At 65.4% G+C, this 20,628-nt stretch carries 23 protein-coding genes and 2 pseudogenes; 15 read left to right on the top strand and 10 right to left on the bottom strand.

All coding sequences use genetic code 11. The features are described from left to right. Positions 1-250 precede the first annotated feature (250 nt). Complete coding sequence (locus tag E0E00_RS05420) at positions 251-625, top strand: ASCH domain-containing protein (RefSeq protein WP_130811481.1); 375 nt, start codon at positions 251-253, stop codon at positions 623-625. Between the two features lie 64 nt (positions 626-689). Here E0E00_RS05420 and E0E00_RS05415 read toward each other — a convergent pair whose 3' ends face one another. The 5 genes from E0E00_RS05415 to E0E00_RS05395 form a co-directional block, all read right to left on the bottom strand. Next, on the bottom strand, positions 690-1,364 hold the full coding sequence (locus tag E0E00_RS05415) for a hypothetical protein (protein ID WP_130811480.1): 675 nt from the start codon (positions 1,362-1,364) through the stop codon (positions 690-692). Positions 1,365-1,399: 35 nt separating this feature from the next. Beyond that, positions 1,400-1,654, bottom strand: coding sequence for a hypothetical protein (locus E0E00_RS05410; RefSeq protein WP_130811479.1), 255 nt, complete (start codon positions 1,652-1,654; stop codon positions 1,400-1,402). Between the two features lie 138 nt (positions 1,655-1,792). After that, a complete protein-coding gene (locus E0E00_RS05405) occupies positions 1,793-2,404 on the bottom strand; it encodes a relaxase/mobilization nuclease domain-containing protein (RefSeq protein WP_130811478.1) in 612 nt (203 codons plus the stop codon). A gap of 2 nt (positions 2,405-2,406) precedes the next feature. Continuing rightward, on the bottom strand, positions 2,407-2,709 hold the full coding sequence (locus E0E00_RS05400) for a hypothetical protein (RefSeq protein ID WP_130811477.1): 303 nt from the start codon (positions 2,707-2,709) through the stop codon (positions 2,407-2,409). Between the two features lie 356 nt (positions 2,710-3,065). Beyond that, on the bottom strand, positions 3,066-3,614 hold the full coding sequence (locus E0E00_RS05395; protein WP_130811476.1) for a transposase: 549 nt from the start codon (positions 3,612-3,614) through the stop codon (positions 3,066-3,068). Between the two features lie 1,496 nt (positions 3,615-5,110). Here E0E00_RS05395 and E0E00_RS05390 point away from each other — a divergent pair. From E0E00_RS05390 to E0E00_RS05355, 10 genes and pseudogenes are all read left to right on the top strand, one after another. Beyond that, positions 5,111-5,920 carry a Fic family protein gene (locus tag E0E00_RS05390; protein ID WP_130811475.1) on the top strand — a complete coding sequence of 270 codons (810 nt, stop codon included), beginning with the start codon at positions 5,111-5,113 and terminating at the stop codon, positions 5,918-5,920. An 87-nt stretch (positions 5,921-6,007) separates the two neighbouring features. Further along, positions 6,008-6,172: pseudogene (locus E0E00_RS15340) on the top strand (helix-turn-helix domain-containing protein); the annotation flags it as partial. A 112-nt stretch (positions 6,173-6,284) separates the two neighbouring features. Then, a complete protein-coding gene (locus E0E00_RS14955; protein WP_242622135.1) occupies positions 6,285-6,611 on the top strand; it encodes an IS30 family transposase in 327 nt (108 codons plus the stop codon). Positions 6,612-6,708: 97 nt separating this feature from the next. Further along, entirely contained in the window at positions 6,709-6,855 is a 147-nt protein-coding gene (locus E0E00_RS14320; RefSeq protein WP_165443562.1) for a hypothetical protein, read from the top strand. Between the two features lie 103 nt (positions 6,856-6,958). Beyond that, positions 6,959-7,273, top strand: a complete 315-nt coding sequence (locus tag E0E00_RS05380) for a hypothetical protein (RefSeq protein ID WP_130811473.1) — start codon at positions 6,959-6,961, stop codon at positions 7,271-7,273. A gap of 927 nt (positions 7,274-8,200) precedes the next feature. After that, the gene (locus E0E00_RS05375; RefSeq protein WP_130811472.1) at positions 8,201-9,109 is read left to right on the top strand and encodes a hypothetical protein; all 909 of its coding nucleotides are present in this window, start codon (positions 8,201-8,203) and stop codon (positions 9,107-9,109) included. 898 nt (positions 9,110-10,007) lie between these two features. Beyond that, positions 10,008-10,334, top strand: coding sequence for a DUF4176 domain-containing protein (locus tag E0E00_RS05370; RefSeq protein ID WP_130811471.1), 327 nt, complete (start codon positions 10,008-10,010; stop codon positions 10,332-10,334). Next, positions 10,331-10,666, top strand: a complete 336-nt coding sequence (locus E0E00_RS05365; protein WP_130811470.1) for a DUF4176 domain-containing protein — start codon at positions 10,331-10,333, stop codon at positions 10,664-10,666. The genes E0E00_RS05370 and E0E00_RS05365 overlap by 4 nt, the downstream gene beginning before the upstream one ends. Further along, entirely contained in the window at positions 10,653-10,979 is a 327-nt protein-coding gene (locus E0E00_RS05360; RefSeq protein ID WP_130811469.1) for a DUF4176 domain-containing protein, read from the top strand. The genes E0E00_RS05365 and E0E00_RS05360 overlap by 14 nt, the downstream gene beginning before the upstream one ends. Before the next feature lie 777 nt (positions 10,980-11,756). Beyond that, positions 11,757-12,644 (top strand): hypothetical protein, encoded by an 888-nt coding sequence (locus E0E00_RS05355; protein ID WP_242622134.1) that lies wholly within the window; start codon positions 11,757-11,759, stop codon positions 12,642-12,644. Here E0E00_RS05355 and E0E00_RS05350 read toward each other — a convergent pair. Further along, a complete protein-coding gene (locus E0E00_RS05350) occupies positions 12,560-13,300 on the bottom strand; it encodes an ATP-binding protein (RefSeq protein ID WP_130811468.1) in 741 nt (246 codons plus the stop codon). The genes E0E00_RS05355 and E0E00_RS05350 overlap by 85 nt on opposite strands. Further along, positions 13,222-14,610: a transposase gene (locus E0E00_RS05345; protein WP_207302666.1), complete on the bottom strand. Its 1,389-nt coding sequence runs from the start codon at positions 14,608-14,610 to the stop codon at positions 13,222-13,224. The genes E0E00_RS05350 and E0E00_RS05345 overlap by 79 nt, the downstream gene beginning before the upstream one ends. A 209-nt stretch (positions 14,611-14,819) precedes the next feature. On the opposite strand from E0E00_RS05345, the gene E0E00_RS05340 reads away from it, so the two are divergent. The 4 genes and pseudogenes from E0E00_RS05340 to E0E00_RS15335 all read left to right on the top strand — a co-directional run. Continuing rightward, positions 14,820-15,335, top strand: a complete 516-nt coding sequence (locus E0E00_RS05340) for a hypothetical protein (RefSeq protein ID WP_130811467.1) — start codon at positions 14,820-14,822, stop codon at positions 15,333-15,335. Continuing rightward, positions 15,335-15,949 (top strand): ATP-binding protein, encoded by a 615-nt coding sequence (locus tag E0E00_RS05335; protein ID WP_130811466.1) that lies wholly within the window; start codon positions 15,335-15,337, stop codon positions 15,947-15,949. Before E0E00_RS05340 ends, E0E00_RS05335 begins: the two co-directional genes overlap by 1 nt. Next, entirely contained in the window at positions 15,946-16,158 is a 213-nt protein-coding gene (locus E0E00_RS14950; RefSeq protein ID WP_130811465.1) for a hypothetical protein, read from the top strand. Before E0E00_RS05335 ends, E0E00_RS14950 begins: the two co-directional genes overlap by 4 nt. A gap of 282 nt (positions 16,159-16,440) precedes the next feature. Continuing rightward, positions 16,441-16,590: pseudogene (locus E0E00_RS15335) on the top strand (transposase); the annotation flags it as partial. A 65-nt stretch (positions 16,591-16,655) separates the two neighbouring features. On the opposite strand, the gene E0E00_RS15170 reads toward E0E00_RS15335, so the two are convergent. From E0E00_RS15170 to E0E00_RS05315, 3 genes are all read right to left on the bottom strand, one after another. Continuing rightward, positions 16,656-16,790 (bottom strand): hypothetical protein, encoded by a 135-nt coding sequence (locus E0E00_RS15170; protein ID WP_256386405.1) that lies wholly within the window; start codon positions 16,788-16,790, stop codon positions 16,656-16,658. 1,951 nt (positions 16,791-18,741) lie between these two features. Further along, positions 18,742-19,863 carry a cell wall metabolism sensor histidine kinase WalK gene (locus E0E00_RS05320; protein ID WP_130811464.1) on the bottom strand — a complete coding sequence of 374 codons (1,122 nt, stop codon included), beginning with the start codon at positions 19,861-19,863 and terminating at the stop codon, positions 18,742-18,744. Then, positions 19,850-20,539 (bottom strand): response regulator transcription factor, encoded by a 690-nt coding sequence (locus E0E00_RS05315; protein ID WP_130811463.1) that lies wholly within the window; start codon positions 20,537-20,539, stop codon positions 19,850-19,852. The genes E0E00_RS05320 and E0E00_RS05315 overlap by 14 nt, the downstream gene beginning before the upstream one ends. Between the last annotated feature and the right edge of the window lie 89 nt (positions 20,540-20,628).

Genomic DNA, 20,628 nt, shown 5'->3' with positions numbered 1-20,628 from the left:
CCCGTCCGCCCAGGGTGTCGCCAAGCACGAAGGCGGATGGGCCCGCTGGCGGCTTCGTGTTTGGCGATGCGACCATACCATCAGGCGTGCCTGGCGGCCAGGCCGATCGGGCCGTCTCTATCCGCACTCGGGTTGACTATTCAAATTAGGAAAAGGCTCCTCGAAAGCGGTGCGATAACGGGCAAAAGGCTGAACTGCGAGAGCTTACATGAGTCGCAATTTGAGACGCTATTGAAATTAGGGGAAGCAAATGAAGGTTATGTTATCGATTAAACCGGAGTACGTGCAAAGGATCTTAAACGGTGAGAAGACCTTCGAGTTTCGTAAAAGGATATTTGCCCGCTCTGATGTGGACACGATTGTCATCTATGAGACGAGTCCTACTAGCAAGGTCGTTGCCGAGGCCCAGATTGGCAAGACGCTCGAGGCCTCTCCTCAGGAGGTATGGAACAGCACATATGGGTCAGACGGAATAGGGAAGAAGAGCTTTTTCAACTATTTCAGAGGATGTGAGAAGGCATACGCCATTGGCATCGGAAACGTGGCGAAATTTGACTCTCCCAAGCCGCTGAAGGAATATGGGGTACGCTGCGCGCCCCAGTCATACGTTTATATAAAGTCCTAGACAATCCAGCGCGCCTATGTTCGAAGGCCCCTCGATCCACTAGAGAGAAGAATCGCCAGAGGTCTCATCTTCTATGTTTGGCCGCGTCCGTTGCCGTTGTGCTGTGTGTCTTCAGACCGGCACGTGCCGCACGCACGCTCTCCCTCACGTCGGCGGCCGAGGGCGCTTGCTCGGAAACCTCGCTATAGACGCCTGTGACTCTTGCGGTGTCCTGGCGCACCTGGTGCGCTGTGGCGCTCATGCGCTCTATCGCGGCGTCCACCGAGGCGAGCTGCTCGGCTCCCTCTTGACGTGCGCGGGCGGAGGCGATGGCCACGAGTACCTCCGCCACTTCGTCATGCGCCCGTGAGGCCTCTTCCACGCGCGGCATCTGGGCGCCCGGCGCGAGTCTCAACAGCCCTTGCCCCGGTCGTGCGCCCGCCCGCCTATGGGAGTGCGCGTTGCGCCGTGCGGTCTTCGCGGCGTCGATGATGGTCTCGAGCCTCACGCGCTCCGCCTCGCTCGCCCTCTCCGCGCCGTCGACCTGATGGCGCGCGAGCCTCACGAGGCCCTCGAGCTTCTCCTCGCGTGTCTTCCCGTCCAGGTGCAGCGATGACACGGCTTCGGGCACAGTGGGCATGGCGAGGACGGCGTCCACATCATGCTCCAGGAGTGCCGCATTCTGCTCGAGCTCGTTGCGCTTGCGCCTCGTCGCGGGCAGCCATGCGCCGACAGGGAGGTCTCGTACCTCTACGTGCAAGCGCGCAGCCCCCTGTGCCTTTTCATAGGTCTCGCTCAGGCGCTTGAGGGTGGTCTGGCGCCCTCCATGTTCTCGGCGAGCTCCTCGGCCCTCATGCGCGCTTTCGCGGCGGCAGAGGCGAGCTCACGGCCATCGGAGATGCCCTCGAACCTCGCGGTGACGCCCTCTCTCGTGTAGGCGTCGCCCAGGCGGATCCCACGCACGCGCAGATCGTGTCCCGAGCTTCTGGGGTGGTAGTAGGTGACCTCGCCGCCGCGCCCGACGCGCACGCGGTAGCCCATGCACGCCATGCGGTACGTGAAGTTCCCCCAGCTCGCGGACGTCTTGCAGCAGGCGTCGATGGCGTTGCGGATGTCCTGCTTCCAGGACTTGCCGCGCGCGGCGAGCCTCTGCTCGGCTGTGCTCTCGCGCGCCCACCTCTACCTGCGTTACGCCTGGTCCTGCTCCATCTTGTCGGGCATCGCCGTCATGCCGTGCTCCAAGCAGAGCTCCTGGAGGACGTGTGCCTGCCTCTGCGCCTCGCGGTCGGTGATGTGGACGCGCCTGCCCGTCGCGGGATAGACCGCGTTCGCGACGACGTGCGCGTGCATGATGTGCCCCGCGTTGTCATCGTGCACGGAGACCACCGCCTGCGTGCCGGGCAGGCACTTGGCGATCCACTCGAGCCCGAGGTCGCGCAGCTCCTCCGCGCCCACATGGTCCGCCGGGTCGGGGGAGATTACGTAGTGGTAGTAGGTGCGGGCGTTCGCGCGCTTGGTGAGTTCCATCTGCTCGCGGGTGCGGTCCATCTCCTCTGCCCAGCCGTGCTCTCCCGAGTAGAGGAGAGCATCGGTCTTGCTGAAGGCGAGGCAGCGGGCCGGATGGTCGTGTCCGCTCTCAAGGTAGCGTTCGATGCGCTTGCTGCGACGCTCGCGCTTCGGCTCCCAAGCGAGATAGTCGTCTAGGTCCTTCGCGGAGCCCCTGTGCCCGGAGGCGCCTCCGGTCTCCGCAAGCTCGACGGGCCTGGTGTGCCCTTGCCCTATGGCCTTGAGCATCGCCATGGCTACACCCGCGTCCTGTCGCTAAGCCCGTCTAGCGTCTCGAACGCCTCTGCGAGGGCGGCGCGGATCTGCTCGCGCCGCTCGCCTTCGATGCCGTCGCTTGCGGAGACGATGCAGTGCAGGGCCCCGTAGACGGGCCGCAGATTTGCTGCCGCGCCATGGCCGAGCGCACTTCTGCGGACATAATCGGAGACGATGGGCTCCCCGTCTCTGGTCAGAAGGCCGGCTCTTTTTGTCCGCTCGCAAATGGCATCCAGCTCATCTTGGGACACCCGTATCTCAAGACGCTTCGTTCTCGATGCCATGAGCTCTTCTCCTCTCGCCTGTTCGGGCTTCAACTCTCGTGACGTTTATGTTTTCCACGTGCACACGCGGCCAGGGTGCGGGGCAGAGCCTCGCGGATGGTCTCAGGAAGCTTTGCGACCTGAACCAGCCTTTGGGAGTACATGAAATGTACGTACAAAGGCGTCTCTTGCGATTTCTTTCCCACGTCCTCTCGAGGATGACACAACATCCGGGCCGTGGTGTTACAAAATGAAGCGTTCTGGCTGTTGTCACGTGCTGTCACAGGGTGTATTCCGCGTGACCTCGGATGTCCACTCGTGTCACCCATGCCCACTCGAGAGACCGATTTATCGCGGGGGGTGTCCCTATAGTTTTGTCAAGCCGTAGCAGGCGGCTTTCCTACAACGTCCGCCGGCGGCTCCACATATGGCACCCGGTCGCGCATCACCGCATGGATGACGCGCAGCCTCTTGCGTGCCACTGCCTTGAGCGCCTTGTTGTGCCCCATGCCCCGCGCCACGCAGGCATCGCAGTGCCTTCCGAAGCGCCTCTTCGTCCCCACGGGGGGGTCGCAGCTGAATACGAGGGGGTTCTTGAGCGCCTTGTTGCCTCCGCGGGCGTCCCTCTGCGACCTGACGGACGATCCTGAGTCGTGGCCCGCGGGCACGAGGCCGCGGCATGCGGCGAGCCTGCCGTCCCCGGGGGAGGGCGACATGCCGATCGACGTGGCGGGCGCCGATGCTGTCTTGGGGCCCATGCCCGGGATGGCGGGCGGGCACCGGTGGGCCTCGTCGTCCCGGGGCGGGCGCCCAGGCCCTGCGGAGGGCCCCGCCCCCCCGGGATCGGCCTCGGGGGCCTCCCCGGCAAGGCCCCTTGCAGGCATGTCCTCCGCATCGGGACGGAAGGCCGGGGAGGCCGAGCGCATGGCTGCCCCCCACAGAATGCGTCCCCTGCCCGCGCGGGCGCGCCCTGCCTCGCGCACGGCGCGCAGTGGCGCCCCCTGCCGGCAGCGGCGGGCCCCTTCGCCCCCCCATGCTCGGCCGTCGCCGCGAGCCGCCATGGGCTCGGGAGCGGAGCTGCGGCCCCGGAGGCCGGGTCGGGCTCGAGGGGCGCCGCATGGGGCCCGTTGCGTGCCATGGCGGCGCGCCTCGTGGCGTAGGCGAGCCGCGAGGACGCCAGCGAGACGGAGGCGCCCAGGCCGTCCGTCTCGGCGACCGGCCCGACGGCCGCCCCGACCCCGATCCCCGCCTGCGCGGCCGCCTCGGCGTCCATGCGGCCGTCCTCCGCCGTCCCGGGGAACGTCCCCCGTGCGTGCCTCATCGCCTTTCCTGGAGGGCACCCGGCGCCGGCCCCCCTCGCGCGGCACCTGCGCACGACGAGCGAGCCGACGTCGTCCTTCCGGCCGGCGACGGCCGGGGACCCCCCCGCCCCGCCGGGCAGCGCGTCGACGCCCCCCTGGCGCCTGTCCGGCCTGCGGCTGGCCCCGATGGGGCCGCCCGGATCCAGCCCCGCTGCCCAGCGGGATGGCCTCCCGGCATCCGTCCCGAGATGGAGGCGGTGCGGGCCGAACCAGCCTCTCCGCCTGCGTCCCATGGTGGCAGCCTCCCCTTAGGCCGGCTGGCCACCATGCCTGAGGGGCGACATCCACATTGCCCTGCCGTCGCGGCATGCCGTGCGGCACATCGCCGTCAGCCGTTCCCGGACAGGCCGCCATCCCCCGGCAGCGACACCCCCCGGGCCTTCGCGAGAGGCGGGGGCATACGGCTGTCCGGGGGAGGTCGGCCAGCAGCCCCTTCCAGGGGCCATATGCGAGGCTGGGGAATCCGCAGGCAGTGCATTGTCGAAAGCCCCAAAGCCTGTAGAGGCTCCTAGGGACCGTCTCTCACTGTAATGGGCAGAGGACGGCGTGGTTTTCAACGGCTCGGAGCCGGAGGGTTCCTGCGCCAAACCCGGAGACTCTGAGGTGTTGGAAACCACGCCCTGTGTTCCATTGAGCCCACATTCGCGCATGGCGAAACGGAGCGCGTCTTTTTACGGCCTTGGCGATTGGTGTCGTGTTTTTCACGTCCAGCGGATACGGGATGGCCGTTTTCACCGGCTTCGTTTTCGGCCAGGCGGTGCACAAGCCCTCGCATGGCACCCGGGCATTTTCTGCGCCCTGGTTCCCGAGTCCCAGATTTCGGCCCGCCATATTCTAAGCGGCAGAATGTGGCGGGCCCAGTACGGGCTAGGAGAGTTTTCAACGGCTGCGAGTCGGAGGGTTCACACATCTAACCCGTAGACTGCCGGAGATGTTGGAAACCCTCATGGCCTTCTACGCTCGCCGTTGAGGCCCATCTGGGATACTGGTGGCCCGCCTCCTAGGGTAAAGTGGTTGATGATGTCGGGTATCATGCCGCGTGCTGTCGATTGGGGTCATAGATGGATACGACGCTCCTGGAGGTTCTCGTCTATCAGCGGGACCATCACATCGACGGCAACGTGTACAAAGCTTGCCAGTGCGACTTCGCCTACAACTCCAACCACATCGAGGGCTCGACTTTGACCCACGACCAGACGGTCCAGATCTTCGACAGGGCAGTCTTCTCGGGCACGGCCAAGGTCGATGATATCGTCGAGACGAGGAACCACTTCTCGGCCTTCGACCAGATGCTGGACTCATGGGACGCGCCGCTCGACACCGACTATCTCTGCGGTCTCCACCGCACGCTCAAGGAGGGGACCTCGGATGCCGGGAACCCGATGATGGCGGTCGGGTCCTTCAAGCGCCTCTCGAACGTGATAGGGGGCGCCGCCTCCGACGTCGAGACGGCCGCCCCGACAGACGTCCCCGGACTGGTGGACGCCCTCGTCTGCGCCTACGAGGACCAGGCGTCGCACACCTTCGACGACATCGTGAGGTTTCACTGGGGCTTCGAGCGCATCCATCCGTTCTCCGACGGGAACGGGCGCGTGGGGAGGCTCGTCATGTTCAAGGAGTGTCTGCGCGCTGGTCTTACCCCGTTCATCATCACGGAGGACCTGCGGGGCTACTATCTTCGCGGCCTCCGCGAGTACGAGAGGACCCCGGGCTACCTCACCGACACGTGCGGGTTCGCCCAAGACCGCTTCGAGGAGGGCTACATGCCCCTGGCGAGGGAGTTTGCCTCGGAGATGAGGGCCATTGGGATGGACGGGTCGCATGACGATGGGGAACGCAAGGGCCGCAGGCGCGGGGGCATCCATAGGTGACGGCCTAGTTTTCAGGCGGTGGATTGTCAGGCTGAGTGCAACAGCACAGCGTCCGCCCATGGGTGTGGCGCACCCCCGTGGGCTACGATGCTAGTTGTCGAAGCCAATACCGGGAGCCGAGGGGAAATGCGCCACTGCGCACATCCTAGCGCCGGGGAGCGCGACAGGATGGCCGAGCTGCACGCCGAGGGCAAGGGGGTCAGCGACATCGCCGTGGACATCGGCAGGGACAGGTCGACCGTGAGCCGCGAGCCCAGGAGGAACGGCAGGTGCGGCCGCTACGGGGCGATCGCCGCCCAGGGGAGGGCCGGGGCAAGACACCGGGCCCGCAGGCGGCAGGGCCGCCGCGCACGCGAGCGCCGATGTGGGCGGGGTCGAGGCCCTGGCGGGCAGGCCGCTGGAGAGCGTGACGCCAGGCCGCGGCAAGGGGTTCGCCAACCACGCAGGGGCGAGCGAGAGGCTCGGGGGCGTGGCGTTCCACTTCTGCGAGCCCCACCACCCCTGGCAGAGGCTCACGGTCGAGAACGCCAACGGCCTCATCCGCGAGCTCTTCCCCAAGGGCACGGACTTCTCCGAGGCCACCGATGATGAGGTGCGGCGCGTCTTCGACATGATCGACGACAGGCCGAGGAAGGTGCTGGGATACAGGACGGCCAACGAGGTCTACAGGGAGCTGATGCACTCAGCTTGACAATCCGCCTACCGAACACAGCAACGTAAACGACGTCATCGTGAGGATGACACCCTGCTCGACGAGCTGCAGACGAAGTGGGAGGGCGAGGCCTCCCATGCCTACGCCAATCGCTTCTACGAGCTGCGCCCGAGCGTCGGGCACGATCCGTGATCTCATCCACGAGATTGCCGAAGCTCTGAGGACCACGGCCAGCTCCCTGGAGGAGATCGACCAAGGCAGCGCATCGCAGTTCCGCGGGTAGACTCGATATCCGGGTTGGGGCTATGAGCCGGTTGTTCATGGCTTCTAGAGTTGCGTGAGAGGTTGCAGAGCAGTATATGAATGGCTTTCGAAAGGAGCGATAAATGGATTATGGCGGGGAGACCATACAGACAAATGATGCCCAAAACCAAGATGCAGCTACAGGACTGTCCGCTACATCATCGACTATTTCTGATGCGGTGGGAAGCCTGTCATCGGCTGGTTCTGCAGTGAAGAATAGCTGCGAGGGCGCCGCAGCGCAGATGATAATTGACTTTGCAGATAAAGCGTATGCTGCCATGAGCAGTCTTGCGAATGACTCAGATGCTCTTGCGGTCGGAGTCACCGACGCAAATGGGGCTCTTCACCAGCAAGATAATCTCCAGGCAGATCTCTATTCAGCAGCTGGACTGATGTAGATGCCATATTATTATGAAGAGCTCGGTAGATGTATAGCTGACCTGCAGATTCTTGAGCAGATTCAGGCGAGTTGTAATTCGGCGGAGGGCGAGGCGCAAGTGGTTCAAGAAGGGCTTAACGGGCTTGCCAACAGTACGACCAGTGACCTGCAGCTCTCTGATTTGGGAAGCCTCTCCTCGGCGGCACAGTTCCTAGGGAAACGATGATTAATGCCTATGCCGGCCACGAAAGGCCACGTGGTTGGTCCTTTCTGACACATCATTGGGAATTAATCATCGTTTCCCTAGGCAATAACTCGTGCCAGGCAGTGGCGGACATCCGCTCTGCTTACGATACCCTCAGCTCGCAGATTTCTGAACAGGCAGACTATTATCGCCGACAGAATGCCATTGAGGACCAGCGCCAGAGGGAAGCTCAGGCAGCTTCACAGCAAGGAGGGAGTAGCAATGTTACGTCTCAGCATAGACGATCTTGACTCACTCTCCACTACGCTACAGAGCTCCTCCGATTCTTGTGCTCAGGCATCGGCATCTTCTGTACAGAGTAGGCAGTCTTTGGAGGCGGGTGGCCTCATAGGCAATGGTGGAGCCGCTGCTATAAGCAGTGTTGGCGATTGGGGCTCTTTAGCTGCATCTATCTCAGAAGGGCTTGCGGCTGGATCTGCCGCCGCTGCCTCATTGGCGGATACGGCAAGGTCCATTAAGGCAGCGTGTGAGGCTGTACCTCCGACTCTAGGTGGCGCTTCAGGCCCCTCTGATTCGGGTACTGTGGCTGTGCAGGATGGCTCTGCGGGTCTTCCCGGCCAAGCGAATGAGCTGGCATGTACGGTAGAGGGACTGGTGCAAGCGTTCTCATCGATTTTGTCCCTAGCATCGGGTTTGTCACACGGTGGGGGTCAGATTGTCTCGTTGGCTGAAGACGGTGTCGTGCAATGCAATGAACTTACAGGCAAGCTGGACTCCTATTGCTCCGCTGTTTCGAATGTGAACAATCTGGTTTCCGAAACAGAGAATTTTGCGACTGGTGACGTGCAGGCAGATAGTGCGGACACATCGCCGTTGTGGTATCAAATCTGCTCCGACTTCACATCTCCTGTGGTTCAGATCGGGTCTGCGACACAGAGTGCGAGCGACATCGCTTCGAATGAGCTGTCTCTTGCAGAAGCATTTATCCTGACAATGCAGAATATTGCAAGAGCAGGAAAGATTACGAGAACTGCAGACGGTTACCTCATCTTTTCCGCCTATAAGATGACGGCAGACAACACTGTGAGAATGACCACACGCTGCCTGGCTTCAAATGCGGAAAACTTAGAGAGGCCGAGCGCTGCTCTTGCTTCCGAACGTCTTAGTAAAACTGCGGATGTCTTAGGGAAAGTGGCTGTCGTTATGGACACGGCAGTTGGCGCCTACGATGAATATCAGGCTGATGCGGATCTCTCTGAACCAGCAAGATGGGGCGAAACTATTGCACAGGGAGCATATACTTTTGGACGAGACCTGCTGGCAAATGCTGCAGGAGAGGCAGTGGGCGTTGCTGTTACAGATGCTCTCATAGATGCGGAAATGGGTGCGACAATTGGCGCTGCGGCTGGGCCGTTAGGAGTAGTTGCTGGTATTGCGGTTGGAGTTGGGGTGTCAGTTGTCACAGATACCATCTGGAATGCTCCCGTCGATGGTGACAAGACTGTTGGAGATGAAGTCAAAGGTTGGGTTGGTAATGCTGCCGATGAGGCTGGCAGTGCAGTTAGCAATGCTGCCGATGAGGCCGTCGGCTTCTTCTCTGGGATAGGAGACTCTGCGAGCGATTTCATTGGTGGGTTGGCATGGTCATGAGAGTCTCAGACGGTCCGTCCGGCATCCCAGGCAATGGTTCCGCTCCGGAGCATAGTGGGGTAGTTCGCCTGTCCAGAACTCGTCCGTACAAGCTCGAGGAGTACCTTAGGGCGACGCTCGGTAGGGATGCGTGGCGCAGGACACTGGGGCTCTGTCTGTGTGCAGCAGCTGCGATTGCGGCATGTGTGCTCATGGTCTATGTCTGTCTCCATCCGGGATATGTTAGGCAGGATGGCATCTCCTCGACACACAGGGTCACTTCTCCCACAGGGTATCTCTTTGCGGCTGTGGTCATGCTCTTGCTTGCGGTCGTCCTCATGGGGCTTGCGGTACCGTACGTTTATGCTGCACTTGGCCTCCCTATGGGGAAAGGCTATGGCAAGCGTTGCAAGCGCCGCCTTGTGAATATGACGAGCTCCAGGGGCGCGATGCCCACGACGGAATTCTATTTTAAGAGGCCGTGCAGCAACTTTGACGAAGTGACATTGGACGTGCGTGGTCGGACCTTGGGCTTTGGCGACAGCTCCGTTCCGCTCTCCTCTGTCTATAAGCTCTTCGTGTCACAGGAGTGGGGCATGCTCGTGCTGAGGACCACCTGGCATGGCGGCCACGCGACGTCGTGGCCGACGTGTCAGCGCTCGGCCTCGCCGAAGTACGTTCGCTTGTGGATGAAGTGCTTGGGGTGCTGCCCGCGTAGACGCGCGTCTACGGTATTTCGCATGCTCCGAGGCCTGCTTCCTGGCTTCGCAAGTCGGACCCGTGGGACTCGTGGCACTGTCGCAAGATCCAGATAGGAAAGTGGCTCGTTCCCCATGACTACACCCGCAGGTGGAGGGGCTGGCATTTGCCGCAGCCCAGTGGGGCGAGCAATGTCGTGCATAACGGAAGGGTAGGTAAGATGGGATCCTACGAAGATGTCACGAGCGGCTGGCTGCCCGTGGGGAGCATCGCGGTGGTAAATGGAGAGGCGATCATGGTGGTCGGCAGGAACGTGCGCGATAAGCGTCGCAACCTCTATGAGTATGTCATCGTGAGGTATCCCGAGGGGCTGACGGGCGAGGACGACTACTATGTTTGCCGACGCGATCAGGTGCAGAGGGTTCTGCATCTCGGCATGACTGACGCACATGAGGAGGCGCTCGAGAAGCTGCTGGATGCCGGCCTCTCAGCGCTCGATACAAGCTGGGAGCCCTTTAGCGGCTACCCGAGGAGCGATGCTCGGTGAGCAAGACGCAAGAACTTGAGGAATATCTGCCTATTGGCTCGGTCGTAATGCTTAAGGGCGCCACGCATTGCGTGATGGTGGTTGGGAGGCGAGCGCACCTCAAGGGCAAGGGTGCGGAGTCCGCTGGCCCCCGCTCAGAACGCATCTGGGATTATGTGGGCTGTGCTTGGCCAGAGGGATATGCAGCGCCTGAGGCCATGATTTTGTTTGATGATGCACAGGTGAGAAAGGTCTTCTTCTTGGGTATGCAGACAAGGCAGGAAAGAAGCTTCTCTGCCAGAAACTTTGCGAGGCTCAGCAAGAGATCGGAGGACGACAATGAAAGAGACTAATCATCTGCTGCCCATAGGGACTGTTGTGACAATTAGTAGCTTGGGGACCAAGCCCCTCGTCGTAGTCTCCCACAAGGCGAGGGCGGGATTAGGGTCCGAATACGATTATGTCGGGTATCTATGGCCCGAGGGCTGGATGGGGAACGATTCTTCGCACGTCAAGTATTTTGATGGTCCTGACGTGCGGGAAGTTCTCCATATGGGCTATGTTGACGAGAACTGGCTGAGGCTGCGTGAGCTGCTGGAAGATTCTGGCAGTGGCCCCGTCTCAAGAGACCAGTGGTGGAAGGACAGTGGGCCAGCAGACGTCTAGGGCGGGCAGGCTGTCGATGAGCTCAGGAGAAACGTGACACTCAGCGCTGAAAGTTAAACCTGAAAGGCGTTTGCGCAGGTGGGAAAATCCGAAAGTACATCTCAGCACTGAAAGTTGCGCTTGCGCATGCCGCCGGTCGGTGACAGCCGCGCTGGCGACCTTACATCCGCTCCGAAAAGTACTCGGGGAGCAGCGAGAGCACATACAGGGGCACGTTGGCGACCCAGTCCTGCATGTCAAAGCCTGCAAGCGAGAGCCTCAGGCCGCGCCCGAGCCCGTTTCTCTCAACAAAGTGAGCCTTGTCAATATCTCACCGGGCGGCACGCCGCCGTCCTGGAGATAGCAGTGAGGTCCAGCCCGGGATTGTCAGGGGCTGCCCGCTGAAGGGGGCTCAGACCCGCGCTGAAGCTGTCCTCCGGCCAAATGCGTGCCGGCGTAATGGCGGGGCACGGCATGGAGGGACAGGATCCCAGAGCTCTCCGAGCTGCAGCGCAAGGCCGAGCGCAGCCTTGATGCCATCACGGCGGCCTTTAGGGAAACGCTGAATAAATAGCGCCGCTGAGAGAGGCTAGCCGGCCCCACGGAATACCCGTCTGTGGCATAATAGATATGCCTGCCAGCGCATATGTCCTATTGGAGGTGTTAGCGCCGGGCGATTCTAGCCACGAATAGTCGCAACGATTTGGCCATTCCCGGCCAACGAAAAACGGCCATCGCGTCCGTCACCGCCACCTAAGCTGGTTTTGCCAATGCGCCGGCGTCAGGAGGACTATCGAGGTGAACGAGAGACGCGGTGACCTACGGGAGATCATAGACAAGGCACTGGAGGAGATGGCGGCCGAGGCGGGCGAGGGGTTCGACCCGCAGGCGTGCGACCTGGCCGACTTCTGTCGCAGGACCGGGTTGGCGAGGTCGAGGGCCAGGACCATCAGGGGCTACGGCTTCAGGGTGCTCCCGCATGGCAACGCCGGCCGGAAGGCCGGGACCGCCGTGCTCACCGGACACACCGGCCTTGTGGACGACCTGCTCGGGAAGGGCGTCACCAACTCGCAGGTGATCTACGAGAGGCTGGTCGGCCAGGGATACCGTGGCGGCCTCACGAGCGTCAGGGTCTACGCAGCCGCCCACATGGGCCTGGTCCCCGCAAGGGGAAGGGCGGTCGCGCCACAGGGGGGCCGCGGGCAGCGCTTCGTGGCCGGGCCCGGTCAGGCGTACCAGATGGACTGGGGCTTCGTCACGGTCGTCGGGCTGGACGGCGCTGAGCACAGGATGGCGTGCTTCGCCATGGCGTGCCACCACTGCGGCAGCTCCTACGTCGAGTTCTTCCCCAACGCGCGCCAGGAGAACCTGCTCGTAGGGATGGTCCACGCCTTCATGGCCATGGGGATCCCCGGCGGGGTGCTCACGGACAACATGAAGTCCGTCGTGGTCAGGCGCGACCTCGACGGCAGGCCAGTCTGGCAGCGCGACTACGCGGAGTTCATGGGGTGCGTCGGCTTCCGCACCATGTTAGCGTCAATTAGGAAATCACCAATCCGCACAACTTTCAGGCGCCAATCGCGCCAATGTTCTTTCGCCGGTCAGGCAAGCGGACCATCGCCGCTTCCGGCGTCCCCGCGGGCTCGCGGCTGGGCCTCCTGCCCCATCACCTCCCTCGCCCTGTAGGACTTGCCCGTGATCTTGATCACGTGGCAGTGGTGGCAGGCCCGGTCCGCGATGGCCGAGGCGACGACCGGGTCGCCGGACACCCCCGCCCACGAGCCGATGCCCACGTTGGTCGTGATGATCGTCGAGCGCCTCTCGCAGCGCCTCGATACCAGCTGGAAGGACAGGTCCGCCCCCTCCTTGTCGATCCCCAGGTAGCCCAGCTCGTCGACGACGGGCGGCGACAGGTGCGAGCAGAAGCGCAGCCTGCGCCCCGGCGCCCCCTTCTCCGCGGCGTGCCCGAGGTCGCGCACGAGCCTCTGGCAGTCCACGAAGTAGGTGAGCTTCCTGGCGCCTATGGCCTCCACGCCCGGCGCGACGGCGATGTGCGCCTTGCCGGTCCCGGGGCTGCCGACGGGCACCACGTTCTCGTGCCTGTCGACGAGGCCGAGGGTCGCGAGGTTCTCCACGACCGGCCTGCCGGCCGAGGGCCGGAAGGAGAAGCCGAAGTCCCTGGGCGCCCTCGCGTAGGGGAAGCCCGCCTTCCGGATCCTGCCGTCGAGGTCGCGCCTGCGCACCAGCGCGAGCTGGGCGTCGGTCATCTCGGGCATCGCGTCGCCGAAGGACCTGGAGCCCGCCGCCACGAGGGAGGCGTAGTCGTCGAACGAGGAGGGCATCGCGTCGAGCCCCAGCCCCTCGAGGTTGTCCCTGACCCTCTCGGCGACGCCGGCCCCCGCGCCCGCGACTCGCCCCCGAGCCCGCCGAGCAGCTCGAGGTTGCCCCTGGCGGCCTCTGCGATGTCGCCGTCCATGGTGGCCCACCTCTTCCCGGCGAGGGCCTCGACGTAGTGGGCCTCGTCGCAGGCGATGGGCTGGCTGCCCGCCGCCGTGTCGTGCTCGGCGACGAGCCTGCCGCCGTCGCAGGCCAGCAGCTCGCCCCCGGGCAGCACGACCAGCCCCACCCTGTGGCCGATGCAGGACCTCGGGACCGAGGACTCGCGCCCCCTCGCCCCCACCGGCATCGTGGGGGGCACCACCTGCCAGGAGGGCTCGTCCGCCAGCGAACCGGGCGCGCACCTCGGGGGCGCCGGCCCGAGCAGGTCCTTCTCCCTTCGGAAGGGCGGCTCGGGCGGGAGCCCCGTCGTCCGGTTGGGCCCCTCGTTCGAGCGGGCCCGTATGCGCGCGATCGCGCGGTCGAGCCCGTCCCAGCCCGAGAAGTCCCCCCCGTAGGCCGCCAGGCGCCCCAGGAAGCGGTTCGAGGACTCGTCCCTGCCCTTCGCCTCCGGCGAGCGCGGCCTGCAGGGCACGAGGTCGAAGCCGGCGTCCCTCGCGAAGGCGAGCACGCGCCTGTCCCTGGCCCTCGTCCCGTCCGCGCCGAAGGTCGCGATGGCCGACATGTCGTCGGCGGGCCACTGCGCCGGGACCCCTCCCAGGAACGCGATGCTGTCGGCCATGCACCTGAGGAGCGTGTCGCGCGTCCTGCCCATCGCCCCCTCGAAGAAGTGGCAGCGCGAGTAGCCGGGCGTGGACGTGCACGCGTTGAAGCTGCACTCGGCCCCGTCCGCGTCGTGCATGGTGACGTCCCCCTTCCAGTCGAGCTGGAGCTGCGCCCCGGGAGGCGTCTCGAACCTGGGGTGGGGCTCGGCGGGGGCCCTCCCGGGGACTATCCCGCGCGTCCTGGGGTGGTGGGCGGAGCCGCTGTGGCCGGGCAGCCTGGGCTCGCCCTCGCCCCTGCGGTCGAGCGGCAGCCCGTAGATGCCCCTGGCCGTCACCCCGGGCAGCGCCGCCTTCTCCTCGATCAGCCCCCTCACGCCGTCGAACCCGCTCCGCCTGCCGGCGCGCCCGTCCTCCGGCGCGCTCCCGTCGGCAGCCCAGTACTTCGCGACCGTGTGCCTGTCGACGCCGTGCCTCCTCGCTATGTCCGAGAAGTTCGGCTTGATGCCGGCTTCCTTGTCCATGTCGGGCCCTCCGATCATGTTCCCGTCCATGCCAGCCTCCCGATGCGTGCCTACGGCCCGAATCTAGGCGGTCGGCGGAACTGGTGAAACTGCGTTTGCGCGATTGGCTGAGATACATGGTCCGAACCGGTGGTTCCCATTGGCCTAACTGGCAGCTTTCAAGTTAGCGCTAACACACCAGGCTCTGCAAGCCGCGACACCCCCTCACCAAGGGCAAGGCCGAGCGGCTGGTCGGGTTCGTGAGGGGCAACTTCCTCGCGGGCAGGGACTTCGCCGGCATCACCGCCCTCGACGAGGACGCGGCCCTGTGGTGCGCGGGGCAGGCCGGAAGGTGGCGGCGCGCCGTCGCCTGCGTGCCGGCGGAGGGGCACGAGGCCGCCCGCCGCGCCTCCGCCCGCGAGCCCGAGGTGACCGAGGGGGTCGCGCTCTGGCTCTGCCCCCGCAGGAGGATGACCTTCGACGGCTTCGCCGGCTACGGGGGCCGCAGGTTCGGCGTGCCGTGGCGGTACGAGCGCCGCGACTGCCGCGCGAGCCGCGAGGGCAGGTACCCGCACGTATACAGCGACGACCCCTCCGGCGGGCTCGTCGCCCGCGCCGTCACCCGGGACCGGCGGGACTCCTGGTGCGAGGGCCAGTGGACCGGCGCCCAGCCGGAGGAGCTGCCAAGCCAGCCGGCCGCCACGTCGATCGCCCAGGTGGGACCCTCGCCCGGCAAGCCCGCCTTCGCCAGGTTCGACTTCGGGAGGTGGGCCTGATGGAAGGGAGGGAGAGGAGTCCCCACGCGCTCGCCAGCGGGGCGGCCGCGAGGCTTGGGCCCCAGCTCACCGCAGCCGAGGTCGCCGCGCTGGCGTCCGACCACGACATGGGGGACGCGGAGCTCGGCGCGCCGGCAGCCACGTTCGACTACCTCGCGGAGAGGAGGGGGCGGGCGTCGACAGGGACGCTGCCGGGGCTCCCCAGGCTGCCGAGGAGGGAGCCCAAGACCTTCGACGGGTTCGACCTCTCGAGGATGCAGGGCCGCGACGCGGGGGCCCTGGCGAAGCTGCCCGCGCTCGCCGGCCCCTACGCGCACCGCAACGTAGCGCTCACAGGCCCGGGCGGCATAGGCAAGACCCACCTCGCGCAGGCATACGGGCGCGAGTGCTGCATGCGGGGCCTCAAGACCCACTATGCGAAGGCCAACGAGCCCGGGGACAGGTTCCAGAGGGCGGCGGAGCGCGGGAGCGCCCAGCGCGCGGTGGCGACGCTGGCGAAGCCGTCCTGCCTGATCGTGGACGAGGTCGGGAGGTGCGTGTTCGACAGGGCGTGCACCGACCTCCTCTTCGACGTGATCGACCGTCGCTGCGAGAAGGGGGGCCCAACACCATGATCCTCGCGAGCAACATGGCGCCGAGCCCCTGGGACGAGTTCTTCACGGGGGACGAGGCCCTGCTCTGTGCGCTCGACAGGGCATTCGACAAGGCATCGGTCTTCATGATGCGCGGCCCGAGCTACCGCGGCCGCGGGCTCGACGCCTACTCGGTCGAGGCGGTGCCGCAGGCGACGAAGGTCAGGGGGATGCAGCCCAAGGGAGTGTAGCCACTACATAAGTTAGGCAACCGGCTGCCGGCGCATTGGCCAGAATCGGCTGACCGGGATTGGCGATTGTCGCCTGACTGGATGTGGCTAAACTCTTCCGACGCTAACAGAGGCTTTCTATGGCACGCCAGGCACAGGTCGTGGACCCCTCGTTCGTATCGGGCGGCGGGGCGACGGGGAGGAAGGCGTTCCTGGACCAGATGGACTCCGTCGTGCCCTGGGCGGACCTTGTGGTGATCGTCGAGGCCAAGAGGCCGAAAGCAGGCAGGGGGGCGCCAGCCCTGGCCGACGGAGGTCCTGCTGCGCATGTTCCTGGTCCAGGCCTGGTTAAACCTCTCCGACGGGGCCACGGAGGACGCGCTGTGCGATTCGCTGGCCGTGAGGGATTCCGTGGGCTCAGGGAACGATGTGCCCGATGCCACAACGCTCCTCAGGTTCCGCCACGTGGCGGGGAAGGATGAGCCCTGTCAATATGATGGGCAGGGGGATCCCGGATTCTATGCTGCCTGCATCGCCTCCGGGTCGCATGCGAGGGCCCTCTCGAAGCGCCCGGAGAGCCCCTCCGTCGCATCTGCCGGCACGCGGTCGCCGATGGGCCCGTGGGGCCGGAGGCGGTCGTGGTGGGACCCCATGGACTCGGTCGCCCCGTGCCTCGTCGTGGATGCGTCCGGGAGGCGCTCGCGGTGGCACCGCCCGCTCCTGGGCGTGCCGAGGAGCGACCCTGCGGCCGCGTTGCCGTGGCAGCCGCCGGCCCTCCCCACGGGGAGCCCCGTGTCGTGCGCTGCGGCCCATGCGGCGGGCCCCGCGCCCGCGCGCTGGCTGCCACGGTCGCCGTGGGACATGGCCCCCCGGCCACGCATCCGCGCGAGCATGCCGTCTCGGGGGCGGAGGCGACGAGGCCCGCCCCCATGCCGTCCCGAATGCCCCAGCACACCACCATGCGCGCGCGCGGGCCGCCCGCGACGGCGAGGCAGATGGGGCCTGCCGTGGTCCCGGGACGGGCCGTGCCGCCCACGGGCCTGGCTGTCGGGGCGGGACGCGAGAGGCCGCGCCCGATGGGGCCGGGGCGCCCGGGGGCGCCCGGTGCGGGCAGTGCCGCCCCCCTCGACGCATCGGGGCAGGTGCCGCGGATGCCCGGCCCGGCCACGCACCTCCGCACGCGGTGGCGGGTCGTCACTGCGAATCCGGCGTACTTCGGGTCGCCCGTGGGCCTGGCCCAGACCCTGCGGAGGCCGGAGCGCCTGCCGCCCTCCCCCCGTATCGCGCAGATGGCCCCCTCGAGGGGACCCCACGGACCCTCTCCGCCTCCGGCCTCGGGCCATCCGTGGGAGCCGGGCCCGCTCGCCCCCGGCGCGCGCCATCATCGATACGCCGTGGCTCGCCCCCTCCGCCGGCATGAGCCGGAACCCGTCCCCTGCCAGGGGCCCCTGGCGAGGGGGGGCTGCGGCCTCTCTTGGGGACTCGCTCTCGGCCCCGGGCTCGCGCATGCGCCCCCTCGCTGCGCCGAGCCCCCTCCGCTCGCCTGCCCCCTCCTGGGTGACCCTTCCGGCCCTGCTGTGCCTGAGGGTCCGGTCGCTCGGGGCCCTGCCGCCGGTCCCGGGCCCTGCGGCGCGCTTTCTGATGCCCTTCTTCGGACCGGCCTCGCGCGCCCTCCTGTGGTACCCGGCGGCCTCGAGGCGGCACTCCCCAGTGTGGTGCCTGGGCGTCCCCGGCTTCGTGCGGGACTTTGCCTTCTCCATCTCGCTTGCGCTCACCGGCATCCCGCTGCCCCGATCTGCTGGCGCTGGTGGGTGGGCAACTGCCCAGAGGATAACCGCTGCCAGTCCCTGCTGTCCCACTGTCCACCTCAGGGCAACGCGCGACTTTAGACACGCGGAGCCCCCCGGCCGAAGGCATCGGAATGTGCTACCCAACGCGCGGATGTCAGACTCGCGGTCGTGCGTGGAACCAGACACGCCGCATCGTGGGCCAGGCGTCCGGAGGACCATATAGGAGACGGCCCCAGCCCCGGGAGAATTCGGGGTCGGGGCCGCCTTGCCTCTTGACAGGATTAGCTACATATCAGGGCGGCCAACATCTTCCGGAGCACGGCGTTCTCCAGCTCGAGCCGCCTGACGCGCTCCCACAGGTCCTCCCTGCCGCCGGGCGTCGCCCCCGCCGTGTCACCCATCCGCACCACCCCACCCGTCCCCGACAGCGCCGCGGCGCCGCTATGCCGGTGCGCGTCGGCCCGAGCGTACACGCTGCTGAGACCGGAGACCCCGAGCCGGTCGGCCGCGTCCCGTGCCGGCACGCCCGAGCGCATGAGCCCGACGGCTCTCATCCGGACGTCGAACGGGTACGGCTCGGCGTGCGAGGCGGGAGGGACGTACCTGGCGTCCGCCCTCACCCAGTCGTGGAGGCGCTGCCGGGTCGGGTAGTCCAGCTCGTCGACGACCCCTGCAGGCTCTTCCTGCTGGCGAAGAACCTCTCGACCGCCAGCTCCCTCTGCTCCTTCGAGTACATGCGGACCTCCAGTTCCGACACGTCGGTGTCCAGCTCAGCGTCCGCACCCCCTTGCCTGGCGGGTAGCAGCTTTGTCCGTCAATCGGGCCCCTTGACACCTTCTCCGACGTCGAACGTCACCGTGAACACGGATCCATGGGGCCGGTTCTCACCTATCGTGATGCGTGCGCCGTGCCGGGAGAGGATGGTCTTCACAAGCGAGAGGCCTATGCCCGCGCCACCAAACTCGCGCGAGCGCGACTTGTTGACTCGGTAGAAGGGTTCGAACACAAGCTCCCGTACGTCGGGCGCAATGCCCACGCCCGTGTCGGAAACGGTGGCCACGGCCCCCTCCCTTGACGCGGAGAGTTGCAGCTCGACTTTTCCGCCATTAAAATTGTAGCGGATGGCATTCTCGGCCAAGTTGTAGAAGGCACGGTAGAGAAGGCTCGCGTTGCCCATGACCGAGACGGGCTGGACATGGCAAGAGAGCGAGACGTTGCTCTCGTGGGCAAGGGGACCAAGGTCTGCTGCGACATGGGCGAGAACCGAATCGAGGGACACGCGCTGGACGTCGGGCAGCTCCCCCGTGTCCGTGAGCTCGAGGAGGTTGCCGACGAGGGAGGAGAGTCGGTTGACATACGTCTCCATCGTGTTGACCAGCTCGTCATACTCAATCTGCTGCCTCTCCTTCTTCCTGAACACGTCGATACGCGTGCGCAGCACGGCGAGCGGCGTCCTCAGCTCGTGCGCAGCGCTGGCGGAGAAGCGCCTCTGCATCGCGAACGCCTCATCCAGCTGGCAGGTCATCTGGTTGAACGATCTCACGAGCTCCTTGATCTCCTCGCTGCCGTCGACTTCGATTGGTTCGGAAAGGGTGCTCGGCTCGATGGCGCGCACGCGTGAGGAAAGCTGCTTGATGGGCCTCGTGTAGCGTCCTGCCAGAAGATACGCCGCCCAACTGCCGACGACAACCACGAGGGCCAAGATGGAAAGGGTGTCGGAGAGAATCGCCCGCTCGATGCCGTCCACATCGAGGATGATGGAAAGGTTGCCCCGTTGCAGAGACTGAGTGGCCGCAAGCTCGAGCAGCGCGGAGGTCGATTGGTACACGAGCAGGGTTAGCACGGCGCAGCAGCAGACGAGCAAGGCGACCATGAGGAGGGTAAGCTGCGTGCGTACCGAGCGCATTGCCTTCGCCAGGCCGCTAACGCTCGCCATGATCGTCCTTCTCTGTCAGATAGTAGCCCTCTCCAATCTTGTTGGATATGGGGTCGCACCCGAGCACGGATCGCAGCTTCTTTCTGAGTGAGCAGATGTGTACCCTCACCGAGTTGCTGAATGGGTCGACGCTGCTGTCCCACGCATGTGACAACAGCTCCTCGCTGCTTACCACCTGGCCCTTGTGACGCATGAGGTATTCCAGTATCGCGGTTTCCTTCTTCGTGAGGCTGATCTCGACGCCCTTGGCGCTGAGCCTGCGGGTGGTCGTGTCAAAGCGAAGGTCCCCGCAGTCGAGGAACGTCTCCCCCTGCGTGTACTCGCGTCTCAGGAGGTTGCGCACCCGGGCCTCGAGCTCTCCAAAGGCGAAGGGCTTCACAAGGTAGTCGTCTGCCCCTGCGTCCAGGCCAACGATACGGTCGGAGACCGCCGAGCGAGCGGAGAGTATGAGCACTTTGGTCTCCGAATGCTGGGCCCTCAGCGTCCGCAGCAGTTCGAGCCCATCGATGCCAGGGAGGTTGAGGTCCAGCAGGATCAGGTCATAGGGCTCTATCTGGGCCATCTCAAGCGCTTCGGTCCCATTGTCAAGGAGGTCGACGTAATAGCCGTCTATCCTGAGGCCTTCACCGATGGATTCAAGAAGCTCACGCTCGTCTTCGACCACGAGGATTTTCAAAATCGTCGCTCCCCCTCAAACGCTCATGCGAATCGCGCCCCGAGCCGGATGGCACGAGGCGTGATCCCCTTGTTGTAAGAGATGCTAGC

The sequence above is a fragment of the Olsenella sp. Marseille-P4559 genome (assembly GCF_900605015.1).
Lineage (GTDB): Bacteria > Actinomycetota > Coriobacteriia > Coriobacteriales > Atopobiaceae > Tractidigestivibacter.
Note: the sequence above shows the minus strand (reverse complement) of the source record. Positions and strands in the feature narration are given on the sequence as shown.

Coding starts and splice junctions, on each gene's coding strand:
- E0E00_RS15170 (WP_256386405.1), bottom strand. CDS start 16,790: ATGGGGTCCCACCACGACCGCCTCCGGCCCCACGGGCCCATCGGCGAC.
- E0E00_RS05370 (WP_130811471.1), top strand. CDS start 10,008: ATGGGATCCTACGAAGATGTCACGAGCGGCTGGCTGCCCGTGGGGAGC.
- E0E00_RS05320 (WP_130811464.1), bottom strand. CDS start 19,863: ATGGCGAGCGTTAGCGGCCTGGCGAAGGCAATGCGCTCGGTACGCACG.
- E0E00_RS14950 (WP_130811465.1), top strand. CDS start 15,946: ATGATCCTCGCGAGCAACATGGCGCCGAGCCCCTGGGACGAGTTCTTC.
- E0E00_RS05400 (WP_130811477.1), bottom strand. CDS start 2,709: ATGGCATCGAGAACGAAGCGTCTTGAGATACGGGTGTCCCAAGATGAG.
- E0E00_RS05335 (WP_130811466.1), top strand. CDS start 15,335: ATGGAAGGGAGGGAGAGGAGTCCCCACGCGCTCGCCAGCGGGGCGGCC.
- E0E00_RS05405 (WP_130811478.1), bottom strand. CDS start 2,404: ATGGCGATGCTCAAGGCCATAGGGCAAGGGCACACCAGGCCCGTCGAG.
- E0E00_RS05420 (WP_130811481.1), top strand. CDS start 251: ATGAAGGTTATGTTATCGATTAAACCGGAGTACGTGCAAAGGATCTTA.
- E0E00_RS05395 (WP_130811476.1), bottom strand. CDS start 3,614: ATGCGCTCGGCCTCCCCGGCCTTCCGTCCCGATGCGGAGGACATGCCT.
- E0E00_RS14320 (WP_165443562.1), top strand. CDS start 6,709: ATGCCTACGCCAATCGCTTCTACGAGCTGCGCCCGAGCGTCGGGCACG.
- E0E00_RS05360 (WP_130811469.1), top strand. CDS start 10,653: ATGAAAGAGACTAATCATCTGCTGCCCATAGGGACTGTTGTGACAATT.
- E0E00_RS05345 (WP_207302666.1), bottom strand. CDS start 14,610: ATGGACGGGAACATGATCGGAGGGCCCGACATGGACAAGGAAGCCGGC.
- E0E00_RS05380 (WP_130811473.1), top strand. CDS start 6,959: ATGGATTATGGCGGGGAGACCATACAGACAAATGATGCCCAAAACCAA.
- E0E00_RS05350 (WP_130811468.1), bottom strand. CDS start 13,300: ATGCCCTCCTCGTTCGACGACTACGCCTCCCTCGTGGCGGCGGGCTCC.
- E0E00_RS05410 (WP_130811479.1), bottom strand. CDS start 1,654: ATGGCGTGCATGGGCTACCGCGTGCGCGTCGGGCGCGGCGGCGAGGTC.
- E0E00_RS05390 (WP_130811475.1), top strand. CDS start 5,111: ATGGATACGACGCTCCTGGAGGTTCTCGTCTATCAGCGGGACCATCAC.